Here is a 25,982-nt window from a genome sequence, read left to right as displayed (position 1 = left end):
CCCAGGCGGGGGCTCCCGGCACCCTTTCATGCAGACGCGCCGCAACGAATGGCGCGCATTGTAGCCGCAAGGTGGAAGACTGGACACCCGACCGGCGACCCACCGGTCACGCCATGTTTCAGCGCCCGAAACCCCGGGCGGAACGGCGGATCAGGCCGACCACCGGCAGCAGCCCCACCAGCACGAGGCTCAGGGCGGGCAGCGAAGCGCGGGCCCATTCGCCCTCGCTGGTCATCTCGAAGATGCGCACCGCGAGCGTGTCCCAGCCGAACGGACGCATGAGCAGGGTGGCGGGCATCTCCTTGAGCACATCGACGAACACCAGCAGCGCCGCGCTCAGGGCGCCGGGCACCAGCAACGGCAGGTAGACCCGCAGGAACAGACGCGGGCCGGCGACGCCGAGGCTGCGCGCGGCCTCCGGCAGCGCTGGGCGGATGCGCGCCAGGGCGTTCTCCAGCGGCCCATGGGCCACCGCCATGAAGCGCACCAGGTAGGCCAGCAGCAGGGCCGAGAGGCTGCCCACCAAGAGCGGCTTGCCGGCCCCGCCGAGCAGGCCGGACACAGGCACCACCAGCTCGCGGTCGAGCCAGCTGAAGGCGAGCATGATGGCCACCGCCAGCACCGAGCCCGGCAGGGCGTAGCCGAGGTTGGCCAGGCCTACCGCCGAGCGGATCGGCCGGGTCGGCTCCTGGCGCCGGGCGAAGGCCAGCAGCAAGGCCACCGCAACGGTGATCAGCGCCGCCATCGCGCCCAGGTAGAGGCTGTGCAGGATCAGCCCCAGGTAGCGCTCGTCGAGGTCGAAGCGACCGCGCTGCCAGCACCAGACGAGCAGTTGCAGCAGGGGGATGACGAAGGCGCAGGCGAACACCAGGCCGCACCAGGCGGTGGCCGCCCAGGCCCGGGCGCCACGCAGGTGATAGAGGGCGGCGCCACGGGGCCGTTCGCTGGCCGGGCGGGTGACGCCACGCGCGCGGCGCTCGCCATAGAGCACCAGGCACACGCCGAGCAACAACAGGCTGGCCAGCTGGGCCGCGCTGCCGAGGCTGAAGAAGCCGTACCAGGTCTTGTAGATGGCGGTGGTGAAGGTGTCGAAGTTGAACACCGAGACCGCGCCGAAGTCGGCCAGGGTCTCCATGATCGCCAGGGCCAGCCCGGCGCCGATGGCCGGTCGCGCCATGGGCAGGGCGACGCGCCAGAACGCCTGCCAGGGTGTCAGCCCCAGGGTGCGCGCGGCCTCCATCAGCCCCCGCCCCTGAGCCAGGAAGGCGCTGCGCGCCAGCAGGTAGACGTAGGGGTAGAAGACCAGCACCAGTACGGTGATCACCCCGCCGGTGGATCGCACGCGGGGCAGGCGCACGCCGCTGCCGAACCCTTCGCGCAGCAGGCTCTGCACCGGGCCGGCGAAGTCGAACAGGCCGATGAAGACGAAGGCCAGCACGTAGGCGGGGATGGCGAAGGGCAGCATCAGCGCCCAGTCCAGCCAGCGCCGGCCGGGGAACTCGCAGAGGCTGGTGAGCCAGGCCAGGCTGACGCCCAGCAGCGTCACCCCGCAGCCGACGCCGAGCACCAGCACCAGGCTGTTGCCCAGGAGGCGTGGCAACTGGGTGTCCCACAGGTGCGCCCAGATCTCCCGGTCCACCTCGTGCCAGGACAACAGCAGCACGCAGAGCGGCAGCAGCACCAGGGCGGCGATGGCGAAGGTGATGGGGTACCAGCGGCGCAGGGCGGGACGCTTCAAGCGGGGTTCTCGACCAGGCGGGAGAAGGGTGGCGAGGGGCGCCCACCGGGGGGCGCCCCGGCGCGGGTCAGTTCCAGGACACCCGGTCCATCATGCGGATGGCTTCGGCCTGGCGCTTGCCGGTGATTTCCACCGGTACGTCGTCGGCCTTGAAGGCGCCCCAGGCGGCCACTTCGGCCGACGGCTGCACCGCCGGGTTGGCGGGGTATTCCTGGTTGACCCCGGCGAACAGGCTCTGCGCCTCGGGGGTGGTCATCCACTCCACCAGTGCCTTGGCCGCCTCGGGATGGGGCGCGTGGCGGGTCAGGCCGATGCCGGAGAGGTTGACGTGCACGCCACGGTCGGCCTGGTTGGGCCAGAACAGCTTGGCGCGCAGCTTCGGGTTCTGCTGGTGCAGGCGCCCGTAGTAGTAGGTGTTGACGATGCCGACGTCGCACTGGCCGGCGTCCACCGCCTGGATCACCGCGTTGTCGTCGGCGAAGGGGTCGGTGGCCAGGTTGGCGACCCAGCCCTTGAGCACCTTCTCGGCCTCGGTGGCGCCGCGCGCCTCGATCAGGGTGGCGGTCAACGACTGGTTGTAGACCTTCTTCGAAGAGCGCAGGCACAGGCGGCCTTCCCAGCTGGAATCGGCCAGGGCCTCGTAGGTGGAGAGCGCCTCCGGCTTCACCCGCTCGGTGGAGTAGACGATGGTGCGCGCGCGCAGCGAGAGGCCGGTCCAGCTGTCGGTGCCGGAACGGTACTGCGCGGGGATGTTGGCCTTGACGGTGGGGGAGCTGAAGGGTTGCAGGATGCCCATCTGCTCGGCCTGCCAGAGATTGCCGCCGTCGACGGTGAGCAGCAGGTCGGCCACGCCGTTCTCGCCCTCGGCCTTGATGCGCTGCATCAGCGGGGCTTCCTTGTCGGTGATGAACTTGATGGGGACGCCGGTTTTCGCGGTGTAGGCATCGAACACCGGCTTGATCAGCTCGTCGATTCGCGACGAATAGACCACCACTTCATCGGCTGCCTGGACGGAGGTAGCGCCCAGGCCGACGGCCAGGAGCGTGAGCAGGGAGTTGCGCGCCTTCATTTGCGAATGCCTCGCGATGGACAAAAGGAGCCAGATGATAATCAACCTCAGTTGGCATCCGACGGCGCTTTGTATGACGAGGTGTTTCGCCCGGGCCGCGCGCGCGGCCCGGGGAGGTCAGACGCGGGCGAGCTCCGGCAGGTCGCCGGAAAGGCCCAGGGCCTGGCGCACGAACAGGGCCTTGGCCTCGGGCAGGCCGTCGACCAGGTCGAGCCCCGCGTTGCGCAGCCAGCGCAGCGGCAGCGGGTCGGCCTGGAACAGGCGCTGGAAGCCTTCCATCGCCGCCATCATCCCCAGGTTGTGCGGCATGCGCCGGCGCTCGAAGCGGCTGAGCACGCGCTCATCGGCCAGGCGCTCGCCACGGCCATGGGCGTGCAGCAGCACCTCGGCCAGCACCGCGGCGTCGAGGAAGCCGAGGTTGACGCCCTGCCCGGCCAGCGGGTGGATGGTGTGGGCGGCATCGCCGATGAGGGCCAGGCCCGGCTCCACGTAGCGCTTGGCGTGGCGCTGGCGCAGCGGGATGCACAGGCGTGGATCGGCGGCCTCGACGCGGCCCAGGCGATGCTCGAAGGCCTTGCCCAGCTCGACGCGGAAGGCCTCGTCGTCCAGGGCCATCAGGCGCGTGGCCTGCTCGGGCGTGGTGGACCAGACGATGGAGCACCAGTGTTCGTCGCCCTGGCGATCCAGCGGCAGGAAGGCCAGCGGGCCGTCGTCGGTGAAGCGCTGCCAGGCGGTGCGGTGGTGCGGCTGTTCGCAGCGCACGCTGGTGACGATGGCGTGGTGCAGGTAATCCCACTCGCGGGTGGCGCAGCCGGCCAGGCGGCGCACGGCGGAATTGGCACCGTCGGCGGCGATCACCAGCGGGGCGCGCAGCTCGCGGCCATCCACCAGGGTCAGCAGCCAGTCGTCGCCGGAACGCCGCAGGCGCTCCAGGCGGGCGTTGGGCAGCAGGCCGACGCCGCTGTCGTGCAGCGGCTCCAGCAAGGCTTCCTGGATCACCCGGTTCTCGACGATGTGGCCGAGCACCTCGGCGTGCACGCTGGCGGCGGAGAAGTGGATGTTGCCGGTGCCGGAACCGTCCCAGACCTGCATCTCGCCATAGGGGCTGGCTCGGCGCGCGGCGACGCCGTCCCAGGCACCGAGGCGCTGGAGGATGCGCTGGCTGGCGGCGGACAGGGCGCTGACCCGTGGCTCGAAGGCGGCCTCGGCGTCGAAGGGCTTGATGCTCAGGGGGCTGCCGTCGATCAGGATGATCTCCAGGCCGCTGTCCTTGAGCGCCAGGCCGAGGGCACTGCCCACCATGCCGGCACCGACGATGATCAGATCCGCTTGCATGTGCATTCCTTAGGCGGCTTGCCGCGCGCGCGGCTTGAGCCGCACATAGAGGGTCTTGTGCACCCTGGCGACCAGGGTGCCGTCACCGTCGCGCACGTCGACGTGCAGCTCGGGCAGGTATTTTTCACCATCGGCGGTGTGCTGGCGGATGCGCGCCAGCAGCGCGTCGTCGATGCGGAACTCGGCGTAGACCGGGCCCTTGCCGGGGGAGACGAAGTCGATGCTGGCGGCCTTGTCCCAGACGATGTAGTCGCGTCCGAGCAGGTTCATCAGCATCAGCATGAAGAAGGGGTCGGTCATGCTGTAGAGCGAACCGCCGAACTGGGTGCCGACGTAGTTGCGGTTGTACCAGCCCAGCGCCAGTTTGACTCGTACCAGACGGAAGTCTGCGCTGATCTGCCGCACGCGCACACCCGCACCGAGGTAGGGCGGGTAGATGTTCAGCGCCCAGCGCAGGAAGCGCGCCTTGCGCGCCATTCGACGGTCCTGCATCGCGCGGCTCAGAGGGGGCGGGTGCCCAGGCCCATGGCCTGGCGGGCGAACCAGCGCTTGGCCGGGGGCAGCAGGTCGAGCCCCAGCAGGCCCAGGTTGCGCCCGGTGGCCAGCAGCGGCTCCTTGTTGGAGAACAGGCGCGTCACCTGGTCGGAGAAGCCGACGGTGAGGTCCTGGTCCAGGCGCTGGCTGTCGAGGTAGCCCTGCAGGGTGGCGAAATCGCCCAGGGGCGCCGTGCTGGCCAGCAGCGTCTCGGCCAGGGCCACGGTGTCGCGCAGGGACAGGTTGTAGCCCTGGCCGGCGATGGGGTGCAGGCTGTGGGCGGCGTTGCCGAGCACCACGAGGTTGGCGCGCACCTGCTCCTCGGCTTCCACCAGGGTCAGCGGGTAGAGGTGCCGCGCGCCCACCTGGCCGAAGGCGCCCAGGCGGTAGCCGAAGGCTTCCTGCAGTTCGGCGAGGAAGGCGCGGTCGTCGAGACGGGAAAGACGCTCGGCGTCCTTGCCCGGACGGGTCCAGACCAGCGCGCAGCGGTTTTCCGCGAGCGGCAGCAGGGCCATCGGGCCTTCGTCGGTGAAGCGCTCGAAGGCCTGCCCGCGATGGGCTTCCATCGGGCTGACGTTGGCGATCAGCGCAGTCTGCCCATAGGGGTTGCGCTTGACGCCGATGCCCAGTTGCTCGCGCAGGCCGGAGCGGCCGCCGTCGGCCAGTACCGCCAGGTCGCAGTCGAGCTGGGTTTCATCGTTGAGGCTGAGGCGATAGCCGTCCGCCAGGGGCTCCATGCGCACCACTTCGGCGGGGCAGTGCCAGCTCACCACCTCGGCATCCAGCGCCTGCCAGAGGCACTGGCCGAGCCAGGCGTTCTCCACCACGTAGCCAAGCGCCGGGACGCCCTCCTCGATCGCGGCCAGGCGCGCGGCGCCGAAGCGGCCACGGTCGGATACGTGGATCTGCAGGATGGGCTCGGCGCGGCGGGCGATGGCCTGCCACAGGCCGAGGCGCTCGTAGATCTGCCGGGTGCCGAACGACAGCGCCGAGGAACGCGCGTCGTAGCTGGGCTGGTAACTGTCACCGGGGGCGAAGGGCTCGATCAGGGTGATCTTCCAGCCGCGCGCCTTGGCGCCTTCCTGCAGGGCCAGGGCCAGGCTGGCGCCCACGAGGCCGCCGCCGATGATCGCCAGTTGGGTACGTTGCATCACGCGGCCTCGGTTCGTGCGGCGGCCATCAGGGCCTCGATTTCGGCGACCGTCTTGGGTACGCCACCGGTGAGGATCTCGCAGCCCTTCTTGGTCACCACCACGTCGTCCTCGATGCGCACGCCGATGCCGCGCCACTTCTTCGGCACGTCCTGGTTGTCGACGGCGATGTAGATGCCCGGCTCGACGGTCATGGCCATGCCGGGTTCCAGCACGCGCCATTCGCCACCGACCTTGTATTCGCCGACGTCGTGCACGTCCATGCCCAGCCAGTGGCCGGCGCGGTGCATGTAGAAGGGCTTGTAGGCTTCGCTGGCGATCAGCTCGTCGACATCGCCCTGCAGCAGGCCGAGCTCGACCAGGCCCGCGGTGATCACGCGCACGGTGGCCTCATGGGCTTCGTTCCAGTGCTTGCCGGGGGCGATTTCGAGGAAGGCGGCTTCCTGGGAGGCCAGCACCAGCTCGTAGATGGCCTTCTGCTCGGGGCTGAAGCGGCCGCTGACGGGGAAGGTGCGGGTGATGTCGCTGGCGTAGCAGTCGAGCTCGCAGGCGGCGTCGATCAGCACCAGGTCACCGTCCTTGAGCAGCGCGTCGTTCTCGCGGTAGTGGAGGATGCAGGCGTTCTTGCCGGCGGCGACGATGGAGCCGTAGGCCGGCATCTTCGCGCCGCCCTTGCGGAACTCGTATTCCAGCTCGGCTTCCAGGCTGTATTCGTAGAGGCCGGCGCGGGCGGCCTGCATGGCGCGCACGTGGGCGCGGGCGGAGACCTCGCCGGCCTCGCGCATGACCTTGATCTCGGCCGCCGACTTGTACAGGCGCATGTCGTGCAGCAGGTGGTCGAGGGCGACGAACTCGTTCGGCGGCTGGGCGCCCTGGCGGGCCTTGGAACGGATCACGTTGACCCACTCCATCAGGTGCTGGTCGAACTCGGGATTGGTGCCGATGGAGTAGTAGACGCGCTCGCGACCCTCGATGAGGCCGGGGAGGATGTCGTCGATGTCGCCGATGGGGAACGCATCGTCGGCGCCGTATTCGCTGATGGCGCCATCCTGGCCGGCGCGCAGGCCGTCCCAAAGCTCGCGCTCGGGGTCACGCTCGCGGCAGAAGAGCACGTATTCGCCGTGCTCGCGCCCGGGGATCAGCACCAGCACCGCCTCGGGCTCGGGGAAGCCGCTGAGGTACTGGAAGTCGCTGTCCTGGCGGTACACGTGCTCGACGTCGCGATTGCGGATGTGCACCGGCGCCGCAGGCAGGATGGCGATGCTGTTGGGCACCATCTGCGCCATGAGGGCCTTGCGACGACGGGCGAATTCGGACTTCGGGATACGGGTCATGCGCGCTCCTTACAAGGGGCGCCCATGCGCCCGTGACGCGGGTTCAATGCAGAGAGGTTTTCGGCGCCGGAGCCACCGGCGCGGGCTTCCTGGCGCACTCGCTGAACAGCAGCAGGGGCGCCACGCGCAGGTACTCCATCACTTCCATATAGTCGGTCTCGCCGTCCTCGGAGTCTTCCAGGGCGCTCTGCACCTGGGCGATGGAGGCAAGATCCTGCAGAACTTCGACCGCCTCGCCGGACAGCGCGCCTTCGCGTGCGGTCAGGCCGAAGCCGCCGAGGAAGCCCTGGCACCACTGGCCGAGGGCGGCGGCGCGGTCGGCCAGCGGCGTTTCGTCGTCGGGCAGCAGCAGCACGACGGCCATCTCGCTGCCGGTGAGTTCGTCCTTGACCATCTCCTGCAGGCCGATCAGGGCCTGGCGCAGGTTGTCCTGCGGGGCGCTACCGAGCAGCTCGGCGGCATCCTCCAGCCAGGGCTCGGCGTCGAAGCCCGCGCCGGCGCAGCTGCGCCCCAGCAGGAGGCCGTGAAGCTCGGCGGGAGAGACGGGCTGACCGCTGGTGGCGAGCAGGGTGGCGAAGGCGGAATACGGGGAATTGGAACTGGGCATGGGTGGCTAGGCGCCAGAGGGCGCAATCACTAGAATGACGGCCTCGTATCCTAGCATCGGCACGCGCGCCAAGACCATCGACCGCCGCCGACGGGTTTGACCCTGGATCGGGCCGATCCTATATAGTCCGACCATTCATCGCCCAAGTAGAGAGCCCATGGAAGACGCGGAACTGCAAGCCCTCACCGCCAAGCTGGAGCTCCTGATCCAGCGCGTTGAGCAGCTCAAGTCGCAAAACCGGCAACTGCAGGCGGCTGAAAAGGCCTGGAAAGAAGAACGCGCTCATCTGATCGAAAAGAACGAAATGGCCCGGCTGAAGGTCGAAGCGATGATTTCGCGCCTGAAAGCCCTGGAGCAGGATTCATGACCCAGCCGAACACCGTCACCGTCCACATCCTCGACAAGGAATACTGCATCGCCTGCCCCTCGGACGAGCGCGCCAACCTGGAAAGCGCCGCCCGCTACCTCGACGGCAAGATGCGCGAGATCCGCACCAGCGGCAAAGTCATAGGCGCTGACCGCGTCGCCGTGATGGCCGCCCTCAACATCACCCACGAACTGCTGCACAAGCAGGAGCGCCTGGATCAGGAAGCCACCTCGACCCGCGAGCGCGTGCGCGACCTGCTCGAGCGCGTCGACCATGCCCTGGCCGCTGATCCGGATGGTCACGAAGCCTGACGCCAGAGCCTTCTCTTGGGGTATACTCGCCGGCAGCTCCCTGGTGTGTTTGCCAGTCGGTGATGTCCCTGAGCCGATACGCACAACCACGGGGGTTGTAAGTGGGGCCGGTGTGCATGTCCGCCTGACGGAAAGCCTTAACGCCTCCTGCAACCTCCACCTTGAACTTTCGGGTTCAAGGGCTAAACCGACAGCGGCATAACCGGGGAGTCGTACCCTTCATGATCAGCGCCGGCACTCTCTCCCGCCCGGCCCTGCGGCGCCTGCTCAGGCAGACACGCCGCACCCTGTCCCCCCTCGAACAGAAACGCGCCGCCCGCGACCTCTACCGCCAGCTCGCCCAGCACCCGCTGTTCCGCCGTGCCCGCCATGTGGCGCTGTACCTGCCGGAAGACGGCGAGATCGACCCGCGCCCCTTGCTGCGCGAGGCGCAGAAGCGCGGCAAGGCCACCTACCTGCCCGTGCTCAAGGCCTGGCCGCCGACGCGCATGGTGTTCCAGCGCCTGCGTCCGGGCGAGAAACTGGTGCGCAACCGTTTCCGCATCCTCGAACCCCGCGCCAATGGGTCGCAGCAGCGCCCGGTGTGGACGCTGGACCTGGTCCTGCTGCCGCTGGTGGGATTCGACGAGGACGGCGGGCGCCTGGGGATGGGCGGCGGCTTCTACGACCGCAGCCTGGCCTATCGCGCACGGCGCAAAAATTGGCAGAAGCCGACGCTGCTGGGCCTGGCCCATGAATGCCAGAAGGTGGATCGGTTGCCCTTGGCGAGCTGGGACGTGCGCCTGCAGGCGACGGTGACGGACGGGGGCTGGTATCGCGGGAACTGAGGCGGCACCGCGTTCCTTGCGGCGCCGTCGGAGAATCAGGGCTGCTGGATGCTGACAGGCGCGCCTTGGCGCTGCTCCCACAGGCTCTGGGTGTAACCCGTGGTAACCACGCCCAGGCCGAAGAGTATGACCAGTACCCAGAGAAGATCGGGTTTGCGTTTCATCGATTGCCTCCCCCTTCAAGGCAAACGTTCCGCGATGACTTGCGGCGGTTGCTTTTAGTTATGGGCCGCGAGTGGTCTGCGGCTTAAAGTGCGGCATTCTCCGGCAACGCTGGGGAACACGCAATTTATGACGCCAGCCGACCGTCGGCCAGTTGATGATTTTTCGTCCGCGACAAGGACCGGACGTCAGGAGCAAAGTTCATGCCTTATTGGTTGATGAAATCAGAACCCGACGAACTGTCGATCCACGACCTGCAGCGGCTGGGCCGCGCGCGCTGGGATGGCGTGCGCAACTACCAGGCGCGCAACTTCATGCGTGCCATGCAAGAGGGCGAACTGTTCTTCTTCTACCACTCCAGCTGCCCGGAACCGGGCATCGCCGGGATCGCCCGCATCGTCGGAGCCACCTACCCGGACCCGACGGCGCTGGACCCCGGCAGCCATTACTTCGATGCCAAGGCCAGCCACGAGAAGAACCCCTGGAGCGCGCTGGACGTCGAGTTCGTCGAGGCCTTCCCGACGGTCATCCCGCTGGCGACGCTGAGGGCCCAGGCCGCGCTGGAGGCGATGCCGCTGGTGCAGAAGGGGTCGCGCCTCTCGGTGATGCCGGTGCGCGACGAGGAATGGCAGGCGGTGCTCGCGTTGCGCTGAACGCGAGCCCGGGTCAGGGCTGGATGATCAGGTTGTTGAACAGCAGGTCGTCCACCAGCGGCTTGCCCTCTTCCTGCTGTAGCACCTGCTGGACCTGCTTGAGCGCCTCCTGGCGCAGTTTCTCCTTGCTGTCGGGCGTGGCCAGGCTCTCGTCGGTCTGCTGGGCGAACAGCATCACCAGCTGATTGCGGATCAGCGGCTCGTGGTACTCCACCGACTTGGCGGCATCCGCCCCGGCCACCTGCAGGGAGATATCGGCCTTGTAGTACTTGAGCTTGGGGCCCGCACCGTAGTTGCCCACCAGCGCAGGCGTCAGGCCGACATAGGCGACCTTCGGGGCGGCAGCCTCGCCCTCCTTGGGTTCTTCCTTCTCCTCGTTGGCCAGGGCGGCGAAGGGGATGAGCAGGGCCAGCAGCAGTGCGAGGGTGGTTTTCACGGGGATCATTCCTGAGGAGGCATGCCGCCTAGCATAGCCAGACCCGCGCGCCGGCCCAAGCCCGATGCTTATGCATGGCTATCAGGCCGGGCCATGCTCGTTGACCCACCGGGCCGGCTACCTACACTGCCAAGCCATCAGGCCAACCTGCCGCGCCCTTCGCGCCGGCATCCACGTTGAGGAAGCGTCCATGAAAGCCGTCCTGTGCAAAGCCTTCGGCCCAGCCGAAACCCTGGTGCTCGAAGAGGTTGCCAGCCCCGAGCCGAAGAAGAACGAAGTGCTGATCGACGTGCATGCCGCCGGCGTCAACTTCCCCGACACCTTGATCATCGAAGGCAAGTACCAGTTCAAGCCGCCGTTCCCCTTCTCCCCGGGTGGCGAAGCGGCCGGCACCGTCGCCGCCGTCGGCGAGAAGATCACCCACCTCAAGCCCGGTGACCGGGTCATGGCGCTGACCGGCTGGGGCAGCTTCGCCGAGCAGGTGGCCGTGCCCGGCTACAACGTGATGCCGATCCCCAAGGGCATCGACTTCAATTCCGCCGCCGCCTTCGGCATGACCTACGGCACCTCCATGCACGCCCTCAAGCAGCGCGCCAACCTGCAGCCGGGCGAGACCCTGCTGGTACTGGGCGCCTCCGGTGGCGTCGGCCTGGCGGCGGTGGAGATCGGCAAGGCCATGGGCGCCAAGGTGATCGCCGCCGCCAGCAGCGCCGAGAAACTGGAAGTGGCCAAGGCCGCGGGCGCCGACCTGCTGATCAACTACAGCGAGTCCAGCCTCAAGGAGAAGGTCAAGGAGCTGACCGGCGGCCAGGGCGCGGACGTGATCTACGACCCGGTCGGCGGCGACCTGTTCGACGAGGCCATCCGCTCCATCGCCTGGAACGGCCGCCTGCTGGTGGTCGGCTTCGCCAGCGGCCGCATCCCCGAGCTGCCGGTGAACCTGACCCTGCTCAAGGGCGCCTCGGTGGTCGGCGTGTTCTGGGGCTCCTTCGCCCAGCGCCAGCCCCAGGACAACCTGGCCAACTTCCAGCAACTGTTCGCTTGGCATGCCGAAGGCAAGCTCAAGCCGCTGGTCTCCCAGGTGTTCCCGCTGGAGCAGTCCGCCGACGCCATCAATGCCCTCGGCCAGCGCAAGGCGGTGGGCAAGGTGGTCGTCAAGGTCCGCTAGGCAACCGGGCAGTACTGGGCCCGCCCCGCCACGAAACGGGAGCGGGCCCTTTTCTTTGCGGGCGTCTCAGCCCGCCGCCAGCAACGGCGACGGACGCCGGCGGAACCAGTCGCTGGCCTGTTCGTAGGCATGGGCCAGCTGCAGCACCGCCAGGTCCTTCTGGTGCGGGCCGATGATCTGCAGCCCCATCGGCAGGCCGTCCGTGTTGAACCCCGCCTGCACGTTGGCCACCGGGCAGCCCGACAGGGTCCCGGGGATCACCACCTCCATCCAGCGGTGATAGGTATCCATCGCCACGCCCTCGATCGCCTCAGGCCAGTGCTGCGCCTTGTCGAAGGGGAAGACCTGGGCGCTGGGCAGCAACAGGAAATCGAAACGCTCGAACAGCCGGCTCACCGCGCGGTACCAGTCGCTGCGGGCGGCCGAGGCGCGGTAGACCTGCTGGCCGCTCAGGCGCAGGCCGTTTTCCACCTCCCAGCAGGCTTCGGGCTTGAGCGATGCGCGTTTCGCCGGGTCCTCGTAGGCCGCCGCCAGGCCGCCGGCCACCAGCCAGTGACGCAGGGTCAGCCAGGTGTCCCAGAGCCGCTCGCGGGAAAAGCCCAGGCTCGTCTCCTCCACCACGCAGCCCAGCGCCTCGAAGTCCTTCAGGGCGGTGCGGCACAGTTCCAGCACGCCGCGCTGCATCGGCAGCTGGCCATCGAGATCGCCCAGCCAGCCCAGGCGTGCGCCCTTGAAGTCGCGCTGCAGCGAACCGGCGAAAACCTCCCCGCCAGCGGCGATGGACAGCGGTGCGCGCGCATCGCCACCGGCCTGCACCGAGAGCAGCAAGGCCACGTCGCGCACGCTGCGGCCCATCGGCCCCTCGTAGCCGAGCTGGTCGAAGAACAGGTCGGCGCTGTCGTCGAAGGGCACGCGGCCCTGGGAGGGTCGGAAGCCGATGACGTTGTTGAACGCCGCCGGGTTGCGCAGCGAGCCCATCATGTCGCTGCCATCGGCCACCGGCACCAGGTGCAGCGCCAGCGCTGCGGCGGCGCCTCCGCTGCTGCCGCCCGCCGTGCGGGTGGGGTCGAAGGCACAGCCGGTGGCGCCGAACAGCGGGTTGTAGCTCTGCGAGCCGAGGCCGAATTCCGGCGTGTTGCTCTTGCCGATGAAGATCGCCCCGGCCGCGCGCAGGCGCTCGGCCATGATGCCGTCACGTGCCGGCACGTGGTCGCGGAACAAGGGCGAGCCGTAGGTGGTGGTGATGCCCCTGACCGCCGACAGGTCCTTCACCGCATGGGGCAGACCGTGCATCCAGCCCCTGTGGAGGCCCCGCGCCAGCTCGGCATCGCGTTCATCGGCCTGGGCCAGCAACGCCTCGGCCGGTTGCAGGCTGACCAGCGCATTGACCGCCGGGTTGAAGCGTTCGATCTGGGCCAGGTAATCCAGCATCACCTCGCGGCAGGACACATCGCGTGCGCGGATGCGCTCGGCCAGCTCGGCGGCCGGCAGGCGCACCAGCTCGCTGATCGGGGTTGCATGACTCATGGGCAGTGATCTCGTTCCGTCTCGTTTTCGTTATGCGCCCCCACGACGGCGGGGGCGTCGTTCATCAGCGCATCAGGCTGGTCCACAGGCGATCGGCCAGGCGGATGGCACCGGCACCGCAGGTCTGGCTGAACACCACCTTGGTGCCTTCGGGGATGTGCAGCTCCGGGGCGTCCTTGAGGCCGGGCTCGAGGAAGGGCTCGACGCCCTGCACCGGGCTCTGGTGCTTGAGGAAGTTCTGCGTCAGCGCGGCGTTCTCCGGCTGGCTGAGGAAGGCGATGAAGGCCTTGGCGTTATCCAGGTTGCGGGCGCCCCTGGGGATCACCAGGTTGTCCACCCAGGCCATCACCCCCTCCTTCGGGTACAGGTACTCGAGGCTCGGCTTCATCTCCCGCGCGCGCAGCGACGAGCCGCCCCAGAACATGGACATGTCCAGCTCACCGGCCGCCAGGCTCTCGCGGATGGCCCCGGCCTTTGAGCTGTAGGTGCGCACATGGGGTTTCTGTTCCTTGAGCAGCGCCAGCACCTGCTGCATCTGCTTGGGGTCCTCGCTGCACAGCGGGATGCCCAGGTAGAGGCTGGCGGTGTCGATCACCTCGCTGACCGAGTCGAACATGTTGATGCGCCCCTGCAGCTCCGCCGGCGGCTTGAACAGCAGTGCGTAGCTGTCCGCCTCGCCCTGGTAGCGCTCGCGGTTGACCACCACGCTGGTGGTGCCCCAGATGAAGGGCGCGGCGTAGGCGCCCTGCGGGTCCCAGGCGGGCTTCTGCAGGTTGGCGGTGAAGCCCTGGTAGTAGGCCTCCTTGCCGGGTTCGAAGCGCTCCAGCAACTGCTCCTGGATGAGGATCGGCACGAACTGGTGCGAGGGAATGGCGACGTCGTAGCCGGCGCCGCCCTGCTTGAGCTTGGCCAGCAGCGTCTCGTTGGAGTCGTAGGAGTCCACCGTGACCTTGATGCCGCTCTCCTTCTCGAACTTCTCCAGGATCTGCGGCGAGAAATAGCCGCTCCAACTGATGACGTTGAGCGTGCCGGCGGCCTGCGCGTCGGCAGCCAGGGCGAGGCCCAGCGAAGTACCCAGAACAGCGATCAGCTTTTTCATGCGTCAATTCTCCAGGGTCAGGTTCTTGCCCGGCCAAGCAGCCAGGACAGGGTCACGAAGAGCACGGAAACGCCGAGGATCAGCGTCGACACGGCGTTCACGTCGGGCGTCACGCCCATGCGCAGCAGGCCGAAGATGAAGATCGGCAGGGTGGTGGTGCCGGCCTGGGAGACCATCATCGAGATCACGAAGTTATCCAGCGAGACGATGAAGGCCAGCATCAGCCCGGAGAGGATCCCCGGCATCAGCAGCGGCAGGGTGACCTTGCGCAGGGTGCGCCAGGGCCCGGCGTAGAGGTCTGCGGCGGCCTGCTCCAGGGACAGGTCCATGTCGTTGAGCCGGGCGCGGATCGGCAGGTAGGCGAAGGGGATGCAGAACACCGTGTGGGCGATGATCAGGTTGCCGTAGCCCAGGGACAGGCCGAGGGTGGAGAACAGCGCCAGGGTGGCGACGCCAACCACGATCTCGGGCAGCACCAGCGGCAGCATGATCGCCCCCATCGACAGCCGGAGCCCCTTGAAGCGCGCCCCGCGCGAGGTGGCCAGCGCCGCCAGGGTGGCAATGACGGTGGCGATCAGGCTGGCGCACAGGGCGATCAGCAGGCTGTTGCCGGCGGCCTGGCGCAACGCCTGGTTGGCGAAGGCGGCGCGGTACCAGTCGAGGCTGAAGCCGCTCCACACCGTGGCCGACTGGTTGGCGTTGAACGACAGCACCACCAGCACCAGGATCGGCGCATAGAGGTAGAGATAGAACAGCAGGCTGAAGCCGCCGAAACCGGGGAAGTGGTGCGCGCCGAGGCGACGCTCGAACAGCTTCATCACACACCTCCCCGGGCGATGCGCACGCGCTCGGCACGCAGCGCGTAGAGGGTCAGCACCAGCATCACCGCGGCCATCAGCACCAGGGCCAGGGCGGAGCCGAAGGGCCAGTTACGGGCGTCACTGAACTGCCGGAAGATCAGGTTGCCGAGCATCATCCGCGTGCCGCCGCCGAGCAGCTCCGGGGCCACCATGGCGCCGAGGCAGGGTACGAAGGTGAGGATGGCACCGGCGAGGATGCCCGGCCGGGCGATGGGCAGCACCACCTTGCGCAGCGTGCGCCAGCGGCCCGCGTAAAGGTCCTGGGCCGCTTCCAGCAGGCGCATGTCCATCTTCTCCAGGGTCGCGTAGATCGGCAGCACCACGAAGGGCGCATAGGTGTACACCAGCCCCAGCAGCACCGCGCCGTCGGTGTACAGCAGCTGCAGCGGCCGGTCGACCAGGCCCAGGCCCATCAGCGCGCCATTGACCACGCCGGTCTCGCGCAGCAGCAGGATCCAGGCGTAGGTTCGGATCAGCAGGTTGGCCCAGAACGGCACCGTGATGAGGAAGATCAGCAGGCCGCGCTTGTGGGGCGGCTGCATGGCCAGCCACACCGCTACCGGGAAGCCGATCAGCAGGGTAACCAGGGTGGTCGCCGCGGCGATGCCGATGGAGCGCAGGGCGATCAGCAGGTAGGAGTCGACGAAGGCCAGGCTGTCGTCCAGCTGCCGCTCGAACAGCAGCGACAGGTAGGACTCGGTGCTGAACACCGGCTCGACCCCGCCATAGGGGTTGGCCTCCATCAGCGAATAGCCGACCACCAGCAGGATGGGGACGATCAGGAACAGGCCGATGGCGAGCAGTGCCGGGCTGACGCCGAGCAGGTTGCGCAGGGATTGCCGACGCTCGTGCAGGGCGGCGCCGGTGAGGGTGGATCGATGCATGACGGCCTCCGGGCTCAGTCCAGCAGGACGCTGGCGCTGCCGTTCTCGAACTGCAGCGCGGCGCGCTCGCCGACACCGAAGCGCCGGTGGCGGACCTGGCTGTTGGGCATGCGCACGGTCAGGCGCGTGCCGTCGTCGAGGCTCACCTGGTACTGCAGGTCGGTGCCCAGGTAGACCTGCGCCTCCACCCGGCAGGGCAACGCGCCGGCGGTATCGACGGCCCCCAGGTGCACGCGCTCGGGGCGGATCGACAGGCTGACCCGGCTGCCCGGCAGCACGCCTGCCACGGTCTCGGCCCGGAACGGTTGCCCGCCCGGCCCCTGGCACAGCGCCTGGTCGCCCTCGAGGCCCAGCACCTGGGCGTCGAGGAAGTTGGTCTCGCCGATGAAGTCGGCGACGAAGCGATTGCGCGGGCGCTCGTAGATTTCCTGCGGGGTGCCGACCTGTTGCACCTGGCCCTCCGAGAACACCGCGATGCGGTCGGACAGGGTCAGGGCCTCTTCCTGGTCGTGGGTGACGAAGATGAAGGTGATGCCGGTCTTCGCCTGGATCACCTTCAGTTCCTCGCGCATCGCCTGGCGCAGCTTGAGGTCGAGGGCCGAGAGCGGCTCGTCCAGCAGCAGCACCCGGGGGTGCGGCGCCAGGGCGCGGGCCAGGGCGACGCGTTGCTGCTGGCCGCCGGACAGCTGCGTCGGGCGACGATCGGCGAAGCGCTCCATCTGCACCAGGGCGAGCATCTCGGCCACGCGCTCGGCGACCTGGGCACGGCTCATGGCCCGGCCCAGCGGCTGGGATTCCAGGCCGAAGGCGAGGTTCTGGGCGATGGTCATGTGCGGGAACAGCGCGTAGTGCTGGAACACCGTGTTGACCGGGCGCGCGTAGGGCGGCAGGTCGGCGATGTCCTCGCCATAGAGATGGATGCTGCCGGCGCTGGGGTATTCGAAGCCGGCGATCATCCGCAGCAGGGTGGTCTTGCCGCAACCGGACGGGCCGAGCAGCGTGAAGAACTCGTTGTCGCGGATTTCCAGGTCGACGTGCCTGAGGGCGACGGGCCCGGACTGGGGATCGCCGTAGACCTTGCGTACCGCGCGGATGGATACCGCCGCGGTCTGCACTGCATGCAGGGCGTTCATGGCCTTACCTCCGTGTCCGCGCCGCGCGGGTCCGCTGGCGGGACTTCTAGTTGTTCTGGGCAGGACTGAGTGCTCGTGGCGAGCGGGCGGAGCGGGCGCGCCTGTTGTCGTTGCGGCGCTACCTGGCCCGGATACTCGGCCAAATACCCGCGACAGGAAACTTCAATTTCCTTACATTGGCTGTTAATAAAATTAACAGCCAGGAGCCCCGTGATGGCCGAACCACGCCTGCCGCCGCTCAACGCCCTGCGCGCCTTCGAGGCCGCTGCCCGCCTCGGCAGCTATGTCGCCGCATCGCGGGCGCTGCACGTCACCCAGCCGGCCATCGGCCGCCATGTGCGCCTGCTGGAGGACTGGCTCGGCGTGCAGTTGCTGGAACGCACGCCACGCGGCGTGCTGCTCACCGAGGCCGGGCGGCGCTACCACGCCAAGGTGTCGCGGGCGCTGCGGCAGATCGCCGAGGCCGGCGCCGAAGTCGCGGCCAGCGACGCCCCGCGCTGGTTGCGCATCCTCGCCGTGCCGGCCTTCGCCAAGCGCTGGCTGATGCCGCGCATGGAGTCGCTGCGGCAGCTGCGCCCGGGCCTGAAGATCGCCATCGAGCCCAACCCCACCTTCACCGCCGTGGACGGCCAGGGCGCCGACCTCGGCATCGTCTACGGCATGCCCGGGCAATACCCGCAATGCCGGGCCACCCTGCTGCAACCCAATGTGTTCCCGGTGTGCTCGCCGCAGTACCTGGCCGCCCAAGGCCCGATCGCAGGAGCCGACGAGCTGGCGCGGCACAAGCTGATCCATGTGGACGACGGTGAATGGTGGAACGCCTGGCTGGCGGCCGTCGGTTGCGCCGTGCGGGTCAGTTCCGATGTGCTCTACGTGAGTAACGACCACGCGCTGAGCATGGCCGAGAAGGGCCACGGCATCGCCCTGGCCAATGAGGTGCTGGTGAGCCAGGAACTGGCCGCCGGCCTGCTGGTACGCCCCGTGTCGCTGCAGGCGCCGCTGGAGAGCTACCAGGCGCTGCTGCCGACCGAAGAGGTCAGTGCCGATATCCAGTGGTTCCTGGGGTGGCTGGCAGCGGAGCTGCGCGCGGAGTTTCCCGAACTGGCGTGATCCCCGGCCGGTTGACCGTAGGATGGGTAGAGGTACGAAACCCATCAGGCGGGCTTCCCGGCGAGCACCCTGCCCGTGCTTACCGCATGGGTTTCGCTTCGCTCTACCCATCCTACGGGCCGCCCGGCTTATGCCGGATTCGGTGCGCCCCGGGTCGGCGACATCGATGGATGCCACCGGCCCGGGGCCCGGATGGACCGGCCGCACAGCGCCTGGCTGCGCAACCGGTCACCAGCCCGCGTCAGTTGCAGGCGCCCACATCCCTCCAGACCTTGCCGCTGCCTTCGCCACCGATGGTGGCGGCAGTGGGTTCGTTGCCCTTGGTCCACCAGCGGGCGACGTAGAAGCGACCGTTGTGGCTGACCTTGTCATTGGCCCAGTAGGTTCCCTGGGGACTCCAGGCACCCTGGCAGCCGGTCGGGGTTTCCACCTTGTCCGCCAGCACCATCACGCTGTGGTCACGGCTGGCCACATGGGTGCCGTTGCTCAGATTGAGGGTGAAGCGGTAGCTGATGTCCTTGTCGCCCTTGGGCGCGACAAAGCTCAGTTTCGACCCCGAGGCCTGGAAGGAGACGCTGGGCGTCACGGTCCACCGGTAGCTCAGCGCCAGGCCGGCCGGATCGCTGGAACCTGCGGCGTCCAGGGTCACCGTTTCACCGCCCTTGGCCTGGCTGGCGCCAGCGATGCTCGCCACCGGCGGCTTGACCGTCGCCGGCGTCTCGGCCTGCACCTTGACCTGATGCACCCGGGTGACGCTGTGCTTGCCGTTGTTCACCGTCAGGCTGACGCTGTAGGTCACGTCCTGGGCGGCCCTCGTGGCGACGAACTTCATCAGGTCGCCAGCCGCTTCGAAGGCGACGCCGGGGCTGACGCTCCAGCTGTAGCTGAGCTTCAGGCCCGCCGGGTCGCTGGACCCCGAGGCGTTGAGGTAGACGGTTTCGCCCGGCTTGGCCTGGCTGGCACCGCCGATCACCGCCACGGGCGGCTTGACCTCCGCCACCGGCGGCTCGACCGGCTTCTCGCCGCCGCTCTGGCAGGGGCCCAGGTCACGCCAGACCTTGCCGGCGCCGTCCGGGCCGGTGGTGCTGGCCAACCCCGGCTCGGCGCCCGAGGTCCACCAGCGGGCGTGGTACTGGCGCCCCTTCCACTGCACCACGTCGTTGCCGACATAGATACCCCTGAGGGTCCACTCCGGCTTGCAGCTGGCGGTGGCGGCCTGGCCCTTGACCAGCACCTCGTGGGTCCGGGTGCTGCTCTGCTTGCCATTGCTCAGGGTCAGGGTGAAGCGATAGCGAGTGTCCGCCTGCAGTTCCGGCGCGGTGAAGCTGAGGCGCGCGCCGTCGTAGTCGAAGTCCAGGCGCGGCGAGGCCTCCCAGGCGAAGCTCAGGGCATTGCCCTGGGGATCCGTGGAGCCGGAAGCGTCCAGGACGATCCTGTCCCCGGCGTTGGCTTCGGTCTTGCCGCTGATCACCGCCACCGGAGGCTGACCGGCCACTACAGGCTTGAGGGATGCGGCCTTGAGGTCGTTGTCGGCGCTGAATTGGCCATCGGCCAGCAGGTGCCAGCCGCCGTTGACGCTGCTGCTGCCGTAGACCTGGTAACCCTTGATGTTGCCGCTCAGGCCGGCGTCCTGGCGGGGCAGGTAGTGCAGTTGCGAGAAGCGGCTATCGGCCCCCAGGTCGATCACCATTTCATGGGGATAGCGCGCGCCCGCCGCCGAGCTCCAGTAGGAGTTGGGATTGCCGTCGATCGCGTGGCTGCCGACCGCCGCGCCAGGCACGGCGCTGCTGGTGGACAGGATCGTCCAGCTCTCGCGGGGCAGGGCCTTGCCCTTGGCATCCACCAGCAGCAGTTCGGCGACGCTGGCGGTGTCCTGGCCGTCCACCGCCGAGGTGGCGACGAACTTCAGGTAGCGACCCTGGGCGGTGTCCTGGGTGAGGCCGTAGGCGTGGGCTTCGAGCACCTGGTCCTGGGTGGCGCGGTTGTCGGTGTTGATTGCCAGGTACCAGCGCCCCGGCTGCGGGTCGTTCACCCCCAGGGAGACGTTGTGGCTGCGTACCGAGCGGTAGTCGTAGCTGGTGCCACTGGGCTGGGCGCCGCGCTTGAGCAGCAGCTGGACCTGGCCGGCCTTCTCGGTGAGTTCGCCGTCCACCACGCTGAACACCAGGCGCCGGGTGCCTTCGGGGACATCCACCGGGAAGTAGCGCGTCTGGCCGCTGCTCAGGCTGACCTTCTCGCTGAGGATCGAGGTGCCTCGTTCTTCTTCGAGCGGCACCACGGACGGGCTGTAGGCCGACATCCGCGCCGCGTTTTCCCGCCAGACCCGGGCCATGTTGGCGGTGTCCGCGTGGCCCAGCGGCACGCCCCGGCTGTCCTTGACGTCCGGGTTGGAGAAATAGCCCACATGGTTGCCGCACAGGATGGTGCCGAGCCGGCCGTTGTTGTAGCCGAAGCGGTAGCTCTTGCCGTCGGAACAGTGGCCGCCGCCGATGTTGTGGCCCAGCTCGTGACGGAACACGGTGGACGACTTGATGGAGTTGATGGTGTAGCGCCCGGGCAGGTGGCCCCAACCCACGGCGGTGTCCTGCCCGGGAGTACCCACGACGAAGCTGGCGACCACGTCCGGGCTGTAGCGACGCATGCCTTCGGCGAAGACGTTGCGCACCTGGCCCAGGCTGGGACTGGTGATGGGGGCATCCTGGGCCACCACCTGGGTGCCCACCAGGCGCAGGCGCACGCCCTGCACCTGGGACTGTTGCAGTGCGCGGTTCACCGAGGCCACCTGGGCCAGGGCAAAGGCCTCGTGGTCACCGATGTAGTCGGCTGCGGCCTGGGAGAACCCGGCCAGCAGGTCGATCACGGTTTCACCCTGGACGTTGCGGCTGACCTGGAAACTCCGCTGGCCGCTGCGCGACTCCTTCTGGGCCGGCGGCTCGCTGTCATCGCCGGCGACGTAGTCGACGCCATCCGGCGCGAAGGCGGCGCCCGGATCGAAACGGATCATCGACTGCTGGCCGCTGGCGTCGCCGCGGATGATGGCGTTGGCATCCGGCAGCAGCGCAACGAAGCTGCCATCGGGCCGCGCCGCCAGGGTCATTTCCCCGGGGGCGCTGAGGGTGCGCGCGCGCCCTTCGAGTTGCCCGGTCATGACCTGCAGGTCCTTGAACGCATCGCCGGCCTGCGGCGTGAGGTTGCGGATGCGCATCCCGGTTTCCTGCACCAGTTGCTCGGTTCCGGCCTCGGCGGCGCTGAACGGGGTCGCCCTGGCATTCGATGACTGGAGGTTGATGAAATGCCCCTGGATGACTGATTCGGTGCCGTGCTGGCTGTCATCGGCCAGCGCCATGCCGCTCGGCAGAAGCAGGGCCGCTCCCAGGCTGGCACTCCATCGGCGGGTGGCGCGGGAAAGGGCGTTCAATCGGAAGCTCGACATAACTGTTCCTCGGTAGTCACGGCGCGGCACGAGGCCAGGCGAACAGGACCGCTGGAGCGGCCGCGCGAGTGATGAGATAGGGAGTTTTGCCGGCAGCCGCGATCATAGGCAGGGCGCGTATGGCCGTACATGAACGGGCGGTGTTTTCGTACCTGTCCTAGGCGGCCAGGCGCGGACGCCGGGGCTGGCATCGCGCCAGCCCCGGCGGCTCAGGGCCGAGACGGAGCGGAAGGAGGCGCTGCGCGTCTCATCGCCCCGTCGTGGGTGACGGGGCTCGCGGCACGTTGGCTGGCGCGGGCCTCACGGCCTGGGGGCGTAGGCGAAGACGTCGGCACGCATCTGGTGGGCGTCCATCCCCGCCGCCACCAGGGCGTCGAGGGTGGCGTAGACCATGGCCGGCGAGCCGCTGGCGTAGACATGCAGCGGCTTGAGGTCGGGGAAGTCCTGGCGCACCGCTTCATGCAGCAGCCCGCAACGGCCCTGCCAGCCACAGGCGTCGCTGACCACCTGGTGCAGGGTCAGGTTGCCGAGGCCCTGCCACTGCGCCCAGTGCGGCAGTTCGTAGAAGTCCTCCGGCCGCCGCGCGCCCCAGTACAGGTGCACCGGGTGCCTGAATCCCGTGGCACGGCAATGCTCGATCAGGCTGTGCATCTGCGCCATGCCGGTGCCGGCGGCGATCAATACCAGCGGGCCCTCGGGAAGCTCGGCGAGGTGGGTGTCGCCGAAAGGCATCTGCACCCGGGCGATGCCGGTGCGCTGCAACTGCGCCAGCAGGGCCTGGGCGCTGGGCTCGCGGGCGAGGATGTGCAGTTCGATATCGCGCCCTTCGCTGGGCGCGGAGGCGAGGGAGAAGGCCGAGGATTCGCCATCCTCGCGCGCGACCAGCAGGTATTGCCCGGCGTGGTAGCGCGGCGGCTTGCCGGCCGGGGCGCGCAGGCGCACGCGCCACACGTCGCCACCGGCATCGATGCAGGCGCTGACCTGGCAGTTGAGCGTGCGCACCGGCAGCTCGCCGGGCGCGAGCACGCCGTCCCAGTGCAGCACGCAGTCTTCCAGGGGTTCGGCCAGGCAGGTGAAGAGTTCGCCGTGGTCGAGCTCGACGCCGGCCTGGCGCACGCGGCCCTCGACCAGCAGGGCCGCGCAGATGTGGCAGTTGCCGTTGCGGCAGCTCTGCGGGCACTCGTAGCCGAGGCGCCGGGCCGCCGCGAGGATGTTCTCGCCGGCCTGGATCTCCAGGACCGCGCCGGAGGGTTGCAGCGTGACCCGCATCAGTCGATACCCAGGCTGGACCAGATGTCGTCGACGCGGCGGGTCACCGCCTCGTCCTTGACGATGGCCCGGCCCCATTCGCGGGTGGTCTCGCCCGGCCACTTGTGGGTGGCGTCCAGGCCCATCTTGGAGCCGAGGCCGGAGATGGGCGAGGCGAAGTCCAGGTAGTCGATGGGGGTGTTGTCGATCATCACCGTGTCGCGCTTGGGGTCCATGCGGGTGGTGATGGCCCAGATCACGTCGTTCCAGTCGCGGGCGTCGATGTCGTCGTCGGTGACGATGACGAACTTGGTGTACATGAACTGGCGCAGGAAGGACCAGACGCCGAGCATCACGCGCTTGGCGTGGCCGGGGTACTGCTTCTTCATGGTCACCACCGCCATGCGGTAGGAGCAGCCTTCGGGCGGCAGGTAGAAGTCGGTGATCTCGGGGAACTGCTTCTGCAGGATCGGCACGAAGACTTCGTTCAGCGCCACGCCGAGGATGGCCGGCTCGTCCGGCGGGCGGCCGGTGTAGGTGCTGTGGTAGATGGGCTTGCGGCGCCGGGTGATGCGCTCGACGGTGAACACCGGGAAGGTGTCGACCTCGTTGTAGTAGCCGGTGTGGTCGCCGTAGGGGCCTTCCGGGGCCGTCTCGCCGGGGTGGATCACGCCTTCCAGCACGATCTCGGCACTGGCCGGGACCTGCAGGTCGGAGCCGATGGCCTTGACCAGCTCGGTGCGGTGGCCGCGCAGCAGGCCGGCGAAGGCGTATTCGGAGAGGGTGTCCGGCACCGGGGTCACCGCGCCGAGGATGGTCGCCGGGTCGGCACCGAGGGCGACGCAGACGGGGTAGGGCGTGTCCGGGTGCTTCTGGCACCACTCGCGGTAGTCCAGCGCGCCGCCACGGTGGCTGAGCCAGCGCATGATGACCTTGTTGCGGCCGATCACCTGCTGGCGGTAGATGCCGAGGTTCTGCCGCTCCTTGTTGGGGCCGCGGGTGATGGTCAGGCCCCAGGTGATCAGCGGTGCCACGTCGCCCGGCCAGCAGTGCTGGATCGGCAGCTTGCCGAGGTCGACGTCGTCGCCTTCCTCGATCACTTCGTGGCAAGGGGCGTCCTTGAGGACCTTGGGCGCCATGCTGATGACCTTCTTGAAGATCGGCAGCTTGGACCAGGCGTCCTTCAGCCCCTTGGGCGGCTCGGGCTCCTTGAGGAAGGCCAGCAGCTTGCCGATCTCGCGCAGTTCGGAGACGTCATCCGCACCCATGCCGAGGGCCACGCGCCCGGGCGTGCCGAACAGGTTGCCGAGCACGGGGATGTCATAGCCGGTGGGGTTCTCGAAGAGCAGCGCCGGGCCTTGCTTGCGCAGGGTGCGGTCGCAGATTTCGGTCATTTCCAGGATCGGCGAGACCGGGGCGGTGACGCGCTTGAGCTCGCCACGCTGTTCCAGGCCGCTGATGAATTCGCGCAGATCGCGATACTGCATGCTTGAGCCTCGCATGGGGCGTGCAGGTCGGGGCGCAAAGTTTAGCGCCGAACTGGGTTATTCAGAAGGCCACGACGAATCGCAGAAACGCGAAGGCCGGGTTTCCCCGGCCTTCCTGGTACCAACCCGACCTTACTTGCGCTTCATGGACATGAAGAATTCGTCGTTGGTCTTGGTGTCCTTGAGCTTGTCGAGCAGGAACTCGATGGCGGCGATCTCGTCCATCGGGTGCAGCAGCTTGCGCAGGATCCACATGCGCTGCAGTTCGTCCTCGGCGGTCAGCAGCTCTTCGCGGCGGGTACCGGACTTGTTGATGTTGATGGCGGGGAACACGCGCTTCTCGGCGATGCGGCGGTCCAGCGGCAGCTCCATGTTGCCGGTGCCCTTGAATTCCTCGTAGATCACCTCGTCCATCTTCGAGCCGGTCTCGACCAGCGCGGTGGCGATGATGGTCAGCGAACCGCCTTCCTCGATGTTGCGGGCAGCACCGAAGAAGCGCTTGGGCTTCTCCAGGGCATGGGCGTCGACACCACCGGTGAGCACCTTGCCGGAGCTGGGGATCACGGTGTTGTAGGCACGCGCCAGGCGGGTGATGGAGTCCAGCAGGATGACCACGTCCTTCTTGTGCTCGACCAGGCGCTTGGCCTTCTCGATCACCATCTCGGCGACCTGCACGTGGCGGGTCGGCGGTTCGTCGAAGGTGGAGGCGACCACTTCGCCGCGCACGGTGCGCTGCATCTCGGTCACTTCTTCCGGGCGCTCGTCGATCAGCAGGACGATCAGGTGGCACTCGGGGTTGTTGCGGGTGATGTTGGCCGCGATGTTCTGCAGCATGATGGTCTTGCCCGCTTTCGGCGGGGCGACGATCAGGCCGCGCTGGCCCTTGCCGATCGGCGCGCAGAGGTCGATCACGCGGCCGGTGAGGTCTTCGGTGGAGCCGTTGCCGGCTTCCATCTTCAGGCGCTCGTTGGGGAACAGGGGCGTCAGGTTCTCGAACAGGATCTTGTTCTTGGCGTTTTCCGGGCGGTCGAAGTTGATCGAGTCAACCTTCAGCAGCGCGAAGTAGCGCTCGCCTTCTTTCGGCGGGCGGATCTTGCCGATGATGGTGTCGCCGGTACGCAGGTTGAAGCGGCGGATCTGGCTGGGCGAGACGTAGATGTCGTCCGGGCCGGCCAGGTAGGAGGAGTCCGCGGAGCGCAGGAAGCCAAAACCGTCCTGGAGAATCTCCAGCACGCCGTCACCGGAGATTTCCTCGCCGCCTTTGGAATGCTTCTTCAGCAGGGCGAAGATCACGTCCTGCTTGCGCGAACGGGCCATGTTCTCGAGGCCCATCTGTTCGGCCATTTCCAGCAGTTCGGCAATCGGCTTTTGCTTGAGTTCGGTCAGATTCATAGGAATGACGTAAGTACGAAAATTGAGAAGGAAGGAAAGCGTTGAGCTTTAGAGGCCGCGCCGCGGAGAGGCGACAGGATCGCTGTGCTTATTCGATTTGGAATGCGTCGGCGGCGG

24 protein-coding genes and 1 other RNA gene are annotated in these 25,982 nt (G+C 68.2%); 7 read left to right on the top strand and 18 right to left on the bottom strand.

Translation table 11 applies throughout. From position 1 onward, the window contains the following. Positions 1-118: 118 nt before the first annotated feature. The 7 genes from HSX14_RS01980 to HSX14_RS01950 all read right to left on the bottom strand — a co-directional run bounded on the left by HSX14_RS01980 (position 119) and on the right by HSX14_RS01950 (position 7,768). Positions 119-1,738: an ABC transporter permease gene (locus HSX14_RS01980; RefSeq protein WP_173176638.1), complete on the bottom strand. Its 1,620-nt coding sequence runs from the start codon at positions 1,736-1,738 to the stop codon at positions 119-121. A 67-nt stretch (positions 1,739-1,805) separates the two neighbouring features. Then, positions 1,806-2,807, bottom strand: a complete 1,002-nt coding sequence (locus tag HSX14_RS01975) for an extracellular solute-binding protein (protein WP_173176640.1) — start codon at positions 2,805-2,807, stop codon at positions 1,806-1,808. A gap of 117 nt (positions 2,808-2,924) precedes the next feature. Continuing rightward, the gene (locus tag HSX14_RS01970; RefSeq protein ID WP_173176642.1) at positions 2,925-4,142 is read right to left on the bottom strand and encodes a 2-octaprenyl-3-methyl-6-methoxy-1,4-benzoquinol hydroxylase; all 1,218 of its coding nucleotides are present in this window, start codon (positions 4,140-4,142) and stop codon (positions 2,925-2,927) included. 9 nt (positions 4,143-4,151) lie between these two features. Continuing rightward, positions 4,152-4,634, bottom strand: coding sequence for a DUF4442 domain-containing protein (locus HSX14_RS01965; RefSeq protein ID WP_173176644.1), 483 nt, complete (start codon positions 4,632-4,634; stop codon positions 4,152-4,154). Between the two features lie 8 nt (positions 4,635-4,642). After that, positions 4,643-5,827, bottom strand: a complete 1,185-nt coding sequence (ubiH, locus tag HSX14_RS01960; RefSeq protein WP_173176646.1) for a 2-octaprenyl-6-methoxyphenyl hydroxylase — start codon at positions 5,825-5,827, stop codon at positions 4,643-4,645. Beyond that, positions 5,827-7,161, bottom strand: coding sequence for a Xaa-Pro aminopeptidase (gene pepP, locus HSX14_RS01955; RefSeq protein ID WP_173176648.1), 1,335 nt, complete (start codon positions 7,159-7,161; stop codon positions 5,827-5,829). The genes ubiH and pepP overlap by 1 nt, the downstream gene beginning before the upstream one ends. A 43-nt stretch (positions 7,162-7,204) precedes the next feature. Then, positions 7,205-7,768: a YecA/YgfB family protein gene (locus tag HSX14_RS01950; RefSeq protein WP_111261121.1), complete on the bottom strand. Its 564-nt coding sequence runs from the start codon at positions 7,766-7,768 to the stop codon at positions 7,205-7,207. 157 nt (positions 7,769-7,925) lie between these two features. On the opposite strand from HSX14_RS01950, the gene HSX14_RS01945 reads away from it, so the two are divergent. From HSX14_RS01945 to HSX14_RS01930, 4 genes are all read left to right on the top strand, one after another. Beyond that, complete coding sequence (locus tag HSX14_RS01945) at positions 7,926-8,135, top strand: TIGR02449 family protein (protein WP_111261122.1); 210 nt, start codon at positions 7,926-7,928, stop codon at positions 8,133-8,135. Further along, positions 8,132-8,446: a cell division protein ZapA gene (locus HSX14_RS01940; protein WP_111261123.1), complete on the top strand. Its 315-nt coding sequence runs from the start codon at positions 8,132-8,134 to the stop codon at positions 8,444-8,446. Before HSX14_RS01945 ends, HSX14_RS01940 begins: the two co-directional genes overlap by 4 nt. A gap of 34 nt (positions 8,447-8,480) precedes the next feature. Next, positions 8,481-8,659, top strand: a non-coding RNA gene (gene ssrS, locus HSX14_RS01935) — 6S RNA. Between the two features lie 8 nt (positions 8,660-8,667). Continuing rightward, positions 8,668-9,273, top strand: coding sequence for a 5-formyltetrahydrofolate cyclo-ligase (locus HSX14_RS01930; RefSeq protein WP_173176650.1), 606 nt, complete (start codon positions 8,668-8,670; stop codon positions 9,271-9,273). Between the two features lie 35 nt (positions 9,274-9,308). Here HSX14_RS01930 and HSX14_RS31375 read toward each other — a convergent pair whose 3' ends face one another. Next, positions 9,309-9,437, bottom strand: a complete 129-nt coding sequence (locus tag HSX14_RS31375) for a hypothetical protein (RefSeq protein WP_021218212.1) — start codon at positions 9,435-9,437, stop codon at positions 9,309-9,311. A 201-nt stretch (positions 9,438-9,638) separates the two neighbouring features. Here HSX14_RS31375 and HSX14_RS01925 point away from each other — a divergent pair, with 201 nt between their 5' ends. Beyond that, the gene (locus HSX14_RS01925; protein ID WP_173176658.1) at positions 9,639-10,088 is read left to right on the top strand and encodes an EVE domain-containing protein; all 450 of its coding nucleotides are present in this window, start codon (positions 9,639-9,641) and stop codon (positions 10,086-10,088) included. A 13-nt stretch (positions 10,089-10,101) separates the two neighbouring features. Here the strand turns inward: HSX14_RS01925 and HSX14_RS01920 are convergent, their stop codons facing one another. Further along, positions 10,102-10,524 (bottom strand): flagellar basal body-associated FliL family protein, encoded by a 423-nt coding sequence (locus HSX14_RS01920; RefSeq protein WP_173176660.1) that lies wholly within the window; start codon positions 10,522-10,524, stop codon positions 10,102-10,104. Positions 10,525-10,714: 190 nt separating this feature from the next. Here HSX14_RS01920 and HSX14_RS01915 point away from each other — a divergent pair, with 190 nt between their 5' ends. Further along, positions 10,715-11,692, top strand: a complete 978-nt coding sequence (locus tag HSX14_RS01915) for an NADPH:quinone oxidoreductase family protein (protein ID WP_111261127.1) — start codon at positions 10,715-10,717, stop codon at positions 11,690-11,692. Positions 11,693-11,758: 66 nt separating this feature from the next. On the opposite strand, the gene HSX14_RS01910 is transcribed toward HSX14_RS01915, so the two are convergent. The 5 genes from HSX14_RS01910 to HSX14_RS01890 form a co-directional block, all read right to left on the bottom strand. Then, positions 11,759-13,219 carry an amidase gene (locus tag HSX14_RS01910; protein WP_173176670.1) on the bottom strand — a complete coding sequence of 487 codons (1,461 nt, stop codon included), beginning with the start codon at positions 13,217-13,219 and terminating at the stop codon, positions 11,759-11,761. 64 nt (positions 13,220-13,283) lie between these two features. Next, complete coding sequence (locus tag HSX14_RS01905) at positions 13,284-14,318, bottom strand: ABC transporter substrate-binding protein (protein ID WP_173176671.1); 1,035 nt, start codon at positions 14,316-14,318, stop codon at positions 13,284-13,286. 17 nt (positions 14,319-14,335) lie between these two features. Then, the gene (locus tag HSX14_RS01900) at positions 14,336-15,136 is read right to left on the bottom strand and encodes an ABC transporter permease (RefSeq protein WP_173176672.1); all 801 of its coding nucleotides are present in this window, start codon (positions 15,134-15,136) and stop codon (positions 14,336-14,338) included. After that, positions 15,136-16,062, bottom strand: coding sequence for an ABC transporter permease (locus tag HSX14_RS01895; protein ID WP_173176673.1), 927 nt, complete (start codon positions 16,060-16,062; stop codon positions 15,136-15,138). The genes HSX14_RS01900 and HSX14_RS01895 overlap by 1 nt, the downstream gene beginning before the upstream one ends. 14 nt (positions 16,063-16,076) lie before the next feature. After that, the gene (locus HSX14_RS01890; protein ID WP_173176674.1) at positions 16,077-17,195 is read right to left on the bottom strand and encodes an ABC transporter ATP-binding protein; all 1,119 of its coding nucleotides are present in this window, start codon (positions 17,193-17,195) and stop codon (positions 16,077-16,079) included. A 213-nt stretch (positions 17,196-17,408) separates the two neighbouring features. Here HSX14_RS01890 and HSX14_RS01885 point away from each other — a divergent pair, with 213 nt between their 5' ends. After that, positions 17,409-18,305 carry a LysR substrate-binding domain-containing protein gene (locus HSX14_RS01885; RefSeq protein WP_173176675.1) on the top strand — a complete coding sequence of 299 codons (897 nt, stop codon included), beginning with the start codon at positions 17,409-17,411 and terminating at the stop codon, positions 18,303-18,305. Positions 18,306-18,546: 241 nt separating this feature from the next. On the opposite strand, the gene HSX14_RS01880 is transcribed toward HSX14_RS01885, so the two are convergent. The 4 genes from HSX14_RS01880 to rho all read right to left on the bottom strand — a co-directional run bounded on the left by HSX14_RS01880 (position 18,547) and on the right by rho (position 25,865). Continuing rightward, positions 18,547-21,738: a PKD domain-containing protein gene (locus HSX14_RS01880; protein ID WP_228723530.1), complete on the bottom strand. Its 3,192-nt coding sequence runs from the start codon at positions 21,736-21,738 to the stop codon at positions 18,547-18,549. 300 nt (positions 21,739-22,038) lie between these two features. Continuing rightward, a complete protein-coding gene (locus tag HSX14_RS01875) occupies positions 22,039-23,007 on the bottom strand; it encodes a CDP-6-deoxy-delta-3,4-glucoseen reductase (RefSeq protein WP_173176677.1) in 969 nt (322 codons plus the stop codon). Then, positions 23,007-24,473 (bottom strand): 4-hydroxy-3-polyprenylbenzoate decarboxylase, encoded by a 1,467-nt coding sequence (gene ubiD / locus HSX14_RS01870; RefSeq protein ID WP_173176679.1) that lies wholly within the window; start codon positions 24,471-24,473, stop codon positions 23,007-23,009. The genes HSX14_RS01875 and ubiD overlap by 1 nt, the downstream gene beginning before the upstream one ends. Positions 24,474-24,605: 132 nt before the next feature. Then, the gene (gene rho / locus HSX14_RS01865) at positions 24,606-25,865 is read right to left on the bottom strand and encodes a transcription termination factor Rho (RefSeq protein WP_173176681.1); all 1,260 of its coding nucleotides are present in this window, start codon (positions 25,863-25,865) and stop codon (positions 24,606-24,608) included. Positions 25,866-25,982: the final 117 nt, after the last annotated feature.

This window comes from Pseudomonas tohonis, assembly GCF_012767755.2.
Classification (GTDB): Bacteria; Pseudomonadota; Gammaproteobacteria; order Pseudomonadales; family Pseudomonadaceae; genus Metapseudomonas; species Metapseudomonas tohonis.
This window is presented reverse-complemented; position numbering and strand designations above follow the sequence as displayed.

Coding starts and splice junctions, on each gene's coding strand:
- HSX14_RS01975 (WP_173176640.1), bottom strand. CDS start 2,807: ATGAAGGCGCGCAACTCCCTGCTCACGCTCCTGGCCGTCGGCCTGGGC.
- HSX14_RS01970 (WP_173176642.1), bottom strand. CDS start 4,142: ATGCAAGCGGATCTGATCATCGTCGGTGCCGGCATGGTGGGCAGTGCC.
- HSX14_RS01965 (WP_173176644.1), bottom strand. CDS start 4,634: ATGCAGGACCGTCGAATGGCGCGCAAGGCGCGCTTCCTGCGCTGGGCG.
- ubiH (WP_173176646.1), bottom strand. CDS start 5,827: ATGCAACGTACCCAACTGGCGATCATCGGCGGCGGCCTCGTGGGCGCC.
- pepP (WP_173176648.1), bottom strand. CDS start 7,161: ATGACCCGTATCCCGAAGTCCGAATTCGCCCGTCGTCGCAAGGCCCTC.
- HSX14_RS01950 (WP_111261121.1), bottom strand. CDS start 7,768: ATGCCCAGTTCCAATTCCCCGTATTCCGCCTTCGCCACCCTGCTCGCC.
- HSX14_RS01945 (WP_111261122.1), top strand. CDS start 7,926: ATGGAAGACGCGGAACTGCAAGCCCTCACCGCCAAGCTGGAGCTCCTG.
- HSX14_RS01940 (WP_111261123.1), top strand. CDS start 8,132: ATGACCCAGCCGAACACCGTCACCGTCCACATCCTCGACAAGGAATAC.
- HSX14_RS01930 (WP_173176650.1), top strand. CDS start 8,668: ATGATCAGCGCCGGCACTCTCTCCCGCCCGGCCCTGCGGCGCCTGCTC.
- HSX14_RS31375 (WP_021218212.1), bottom strand. CDS start 9,437: ATGAAACGCAAACCCGATCTTCTCTGGGTACTGGTCATACTCTTCGGC.
- HSX14_RS01925 (WP_173176658.1), top strand. CDS start 9,639: ATGCCTTATTGGTTGATGAAATCAGAACCCGACGAACTGTCGATCCAC.
- HSX14_RS01915 (WP_111261127.1), top strand. CDS start 10,715: ATGAAAGCCGTCCTGTGCAAAGCCTTCGGCCCAGCCGAAACCCTGGTG.
- HSX14_RS01910 (WP_173176670.1), bottom strand. CDS start 13,219: ATGAGTCATGCAACCCCGATCAGCGAGCTGGTGCGCCTGCCGGCCGCC.
- HSX14_RS01905 (WP_173176671.1), bottom strand. CDS start 14,318: ATGAAAAAGCTGATCGCTGTTCTGGGTACTTCGCTGGGCCTCGCCCTG.
- HSX14_RS01900 (WP_173176672.1), bottom strand. CDS start 15,136: ATGAAGCTGTTCGAGCGTCGCCTCGGCGCGCACCACTTCCCCGGTTTC.
- HSX14_RS01895 (WP_173176673.1), bottom strand. CDS start 16,062: ATGCATCGATCCACCCTCACCGGCGCCGCCCTGCACGAGCGTCGGCAA.
- HSX14_RS01890 (WP_173176674.1), bottom strand. CDS start 17,195: ATGAACGCCCTGCATGCAGTGCAGACCGCGGCGGTATCCATCCGCGCG.
- HSX14_RS01885 (WP_173176675.1), top strand. CDS start 17,409: ATGGCCGAACCACGCCTGCCGCCGCTCAACGCCCTGCGCGCCTTCGAG.
- HSX14_RS01880 (WP_228723530.1), bottom strand. CDS start 21,738: ATGTCGAGCTTCCGATTGAACGCCCTTTCCCGCGCCACCCGCCGATGG.
- HSX14_RS01875 (WP_173176677.1), bottom strand. CDS start 23,007: ATGCGGGTCACGCTGCAACCCTCCGGCGCGGTCCTGGAGATCCAGGCC.
- ubiD (WP_173176679.1), bottom strand. CDS start 24,473: ATGCAGTATCGCGATCTGCGCGAATTCATCAGCGGCCTGGAACAGCGT.
- rho (WP_173176681.1), bottom strand. CDS start 25,865: ATGAATCTGACCGAACTCAAGCAAAAGCCGATTGCCGAACTGCTGGAA.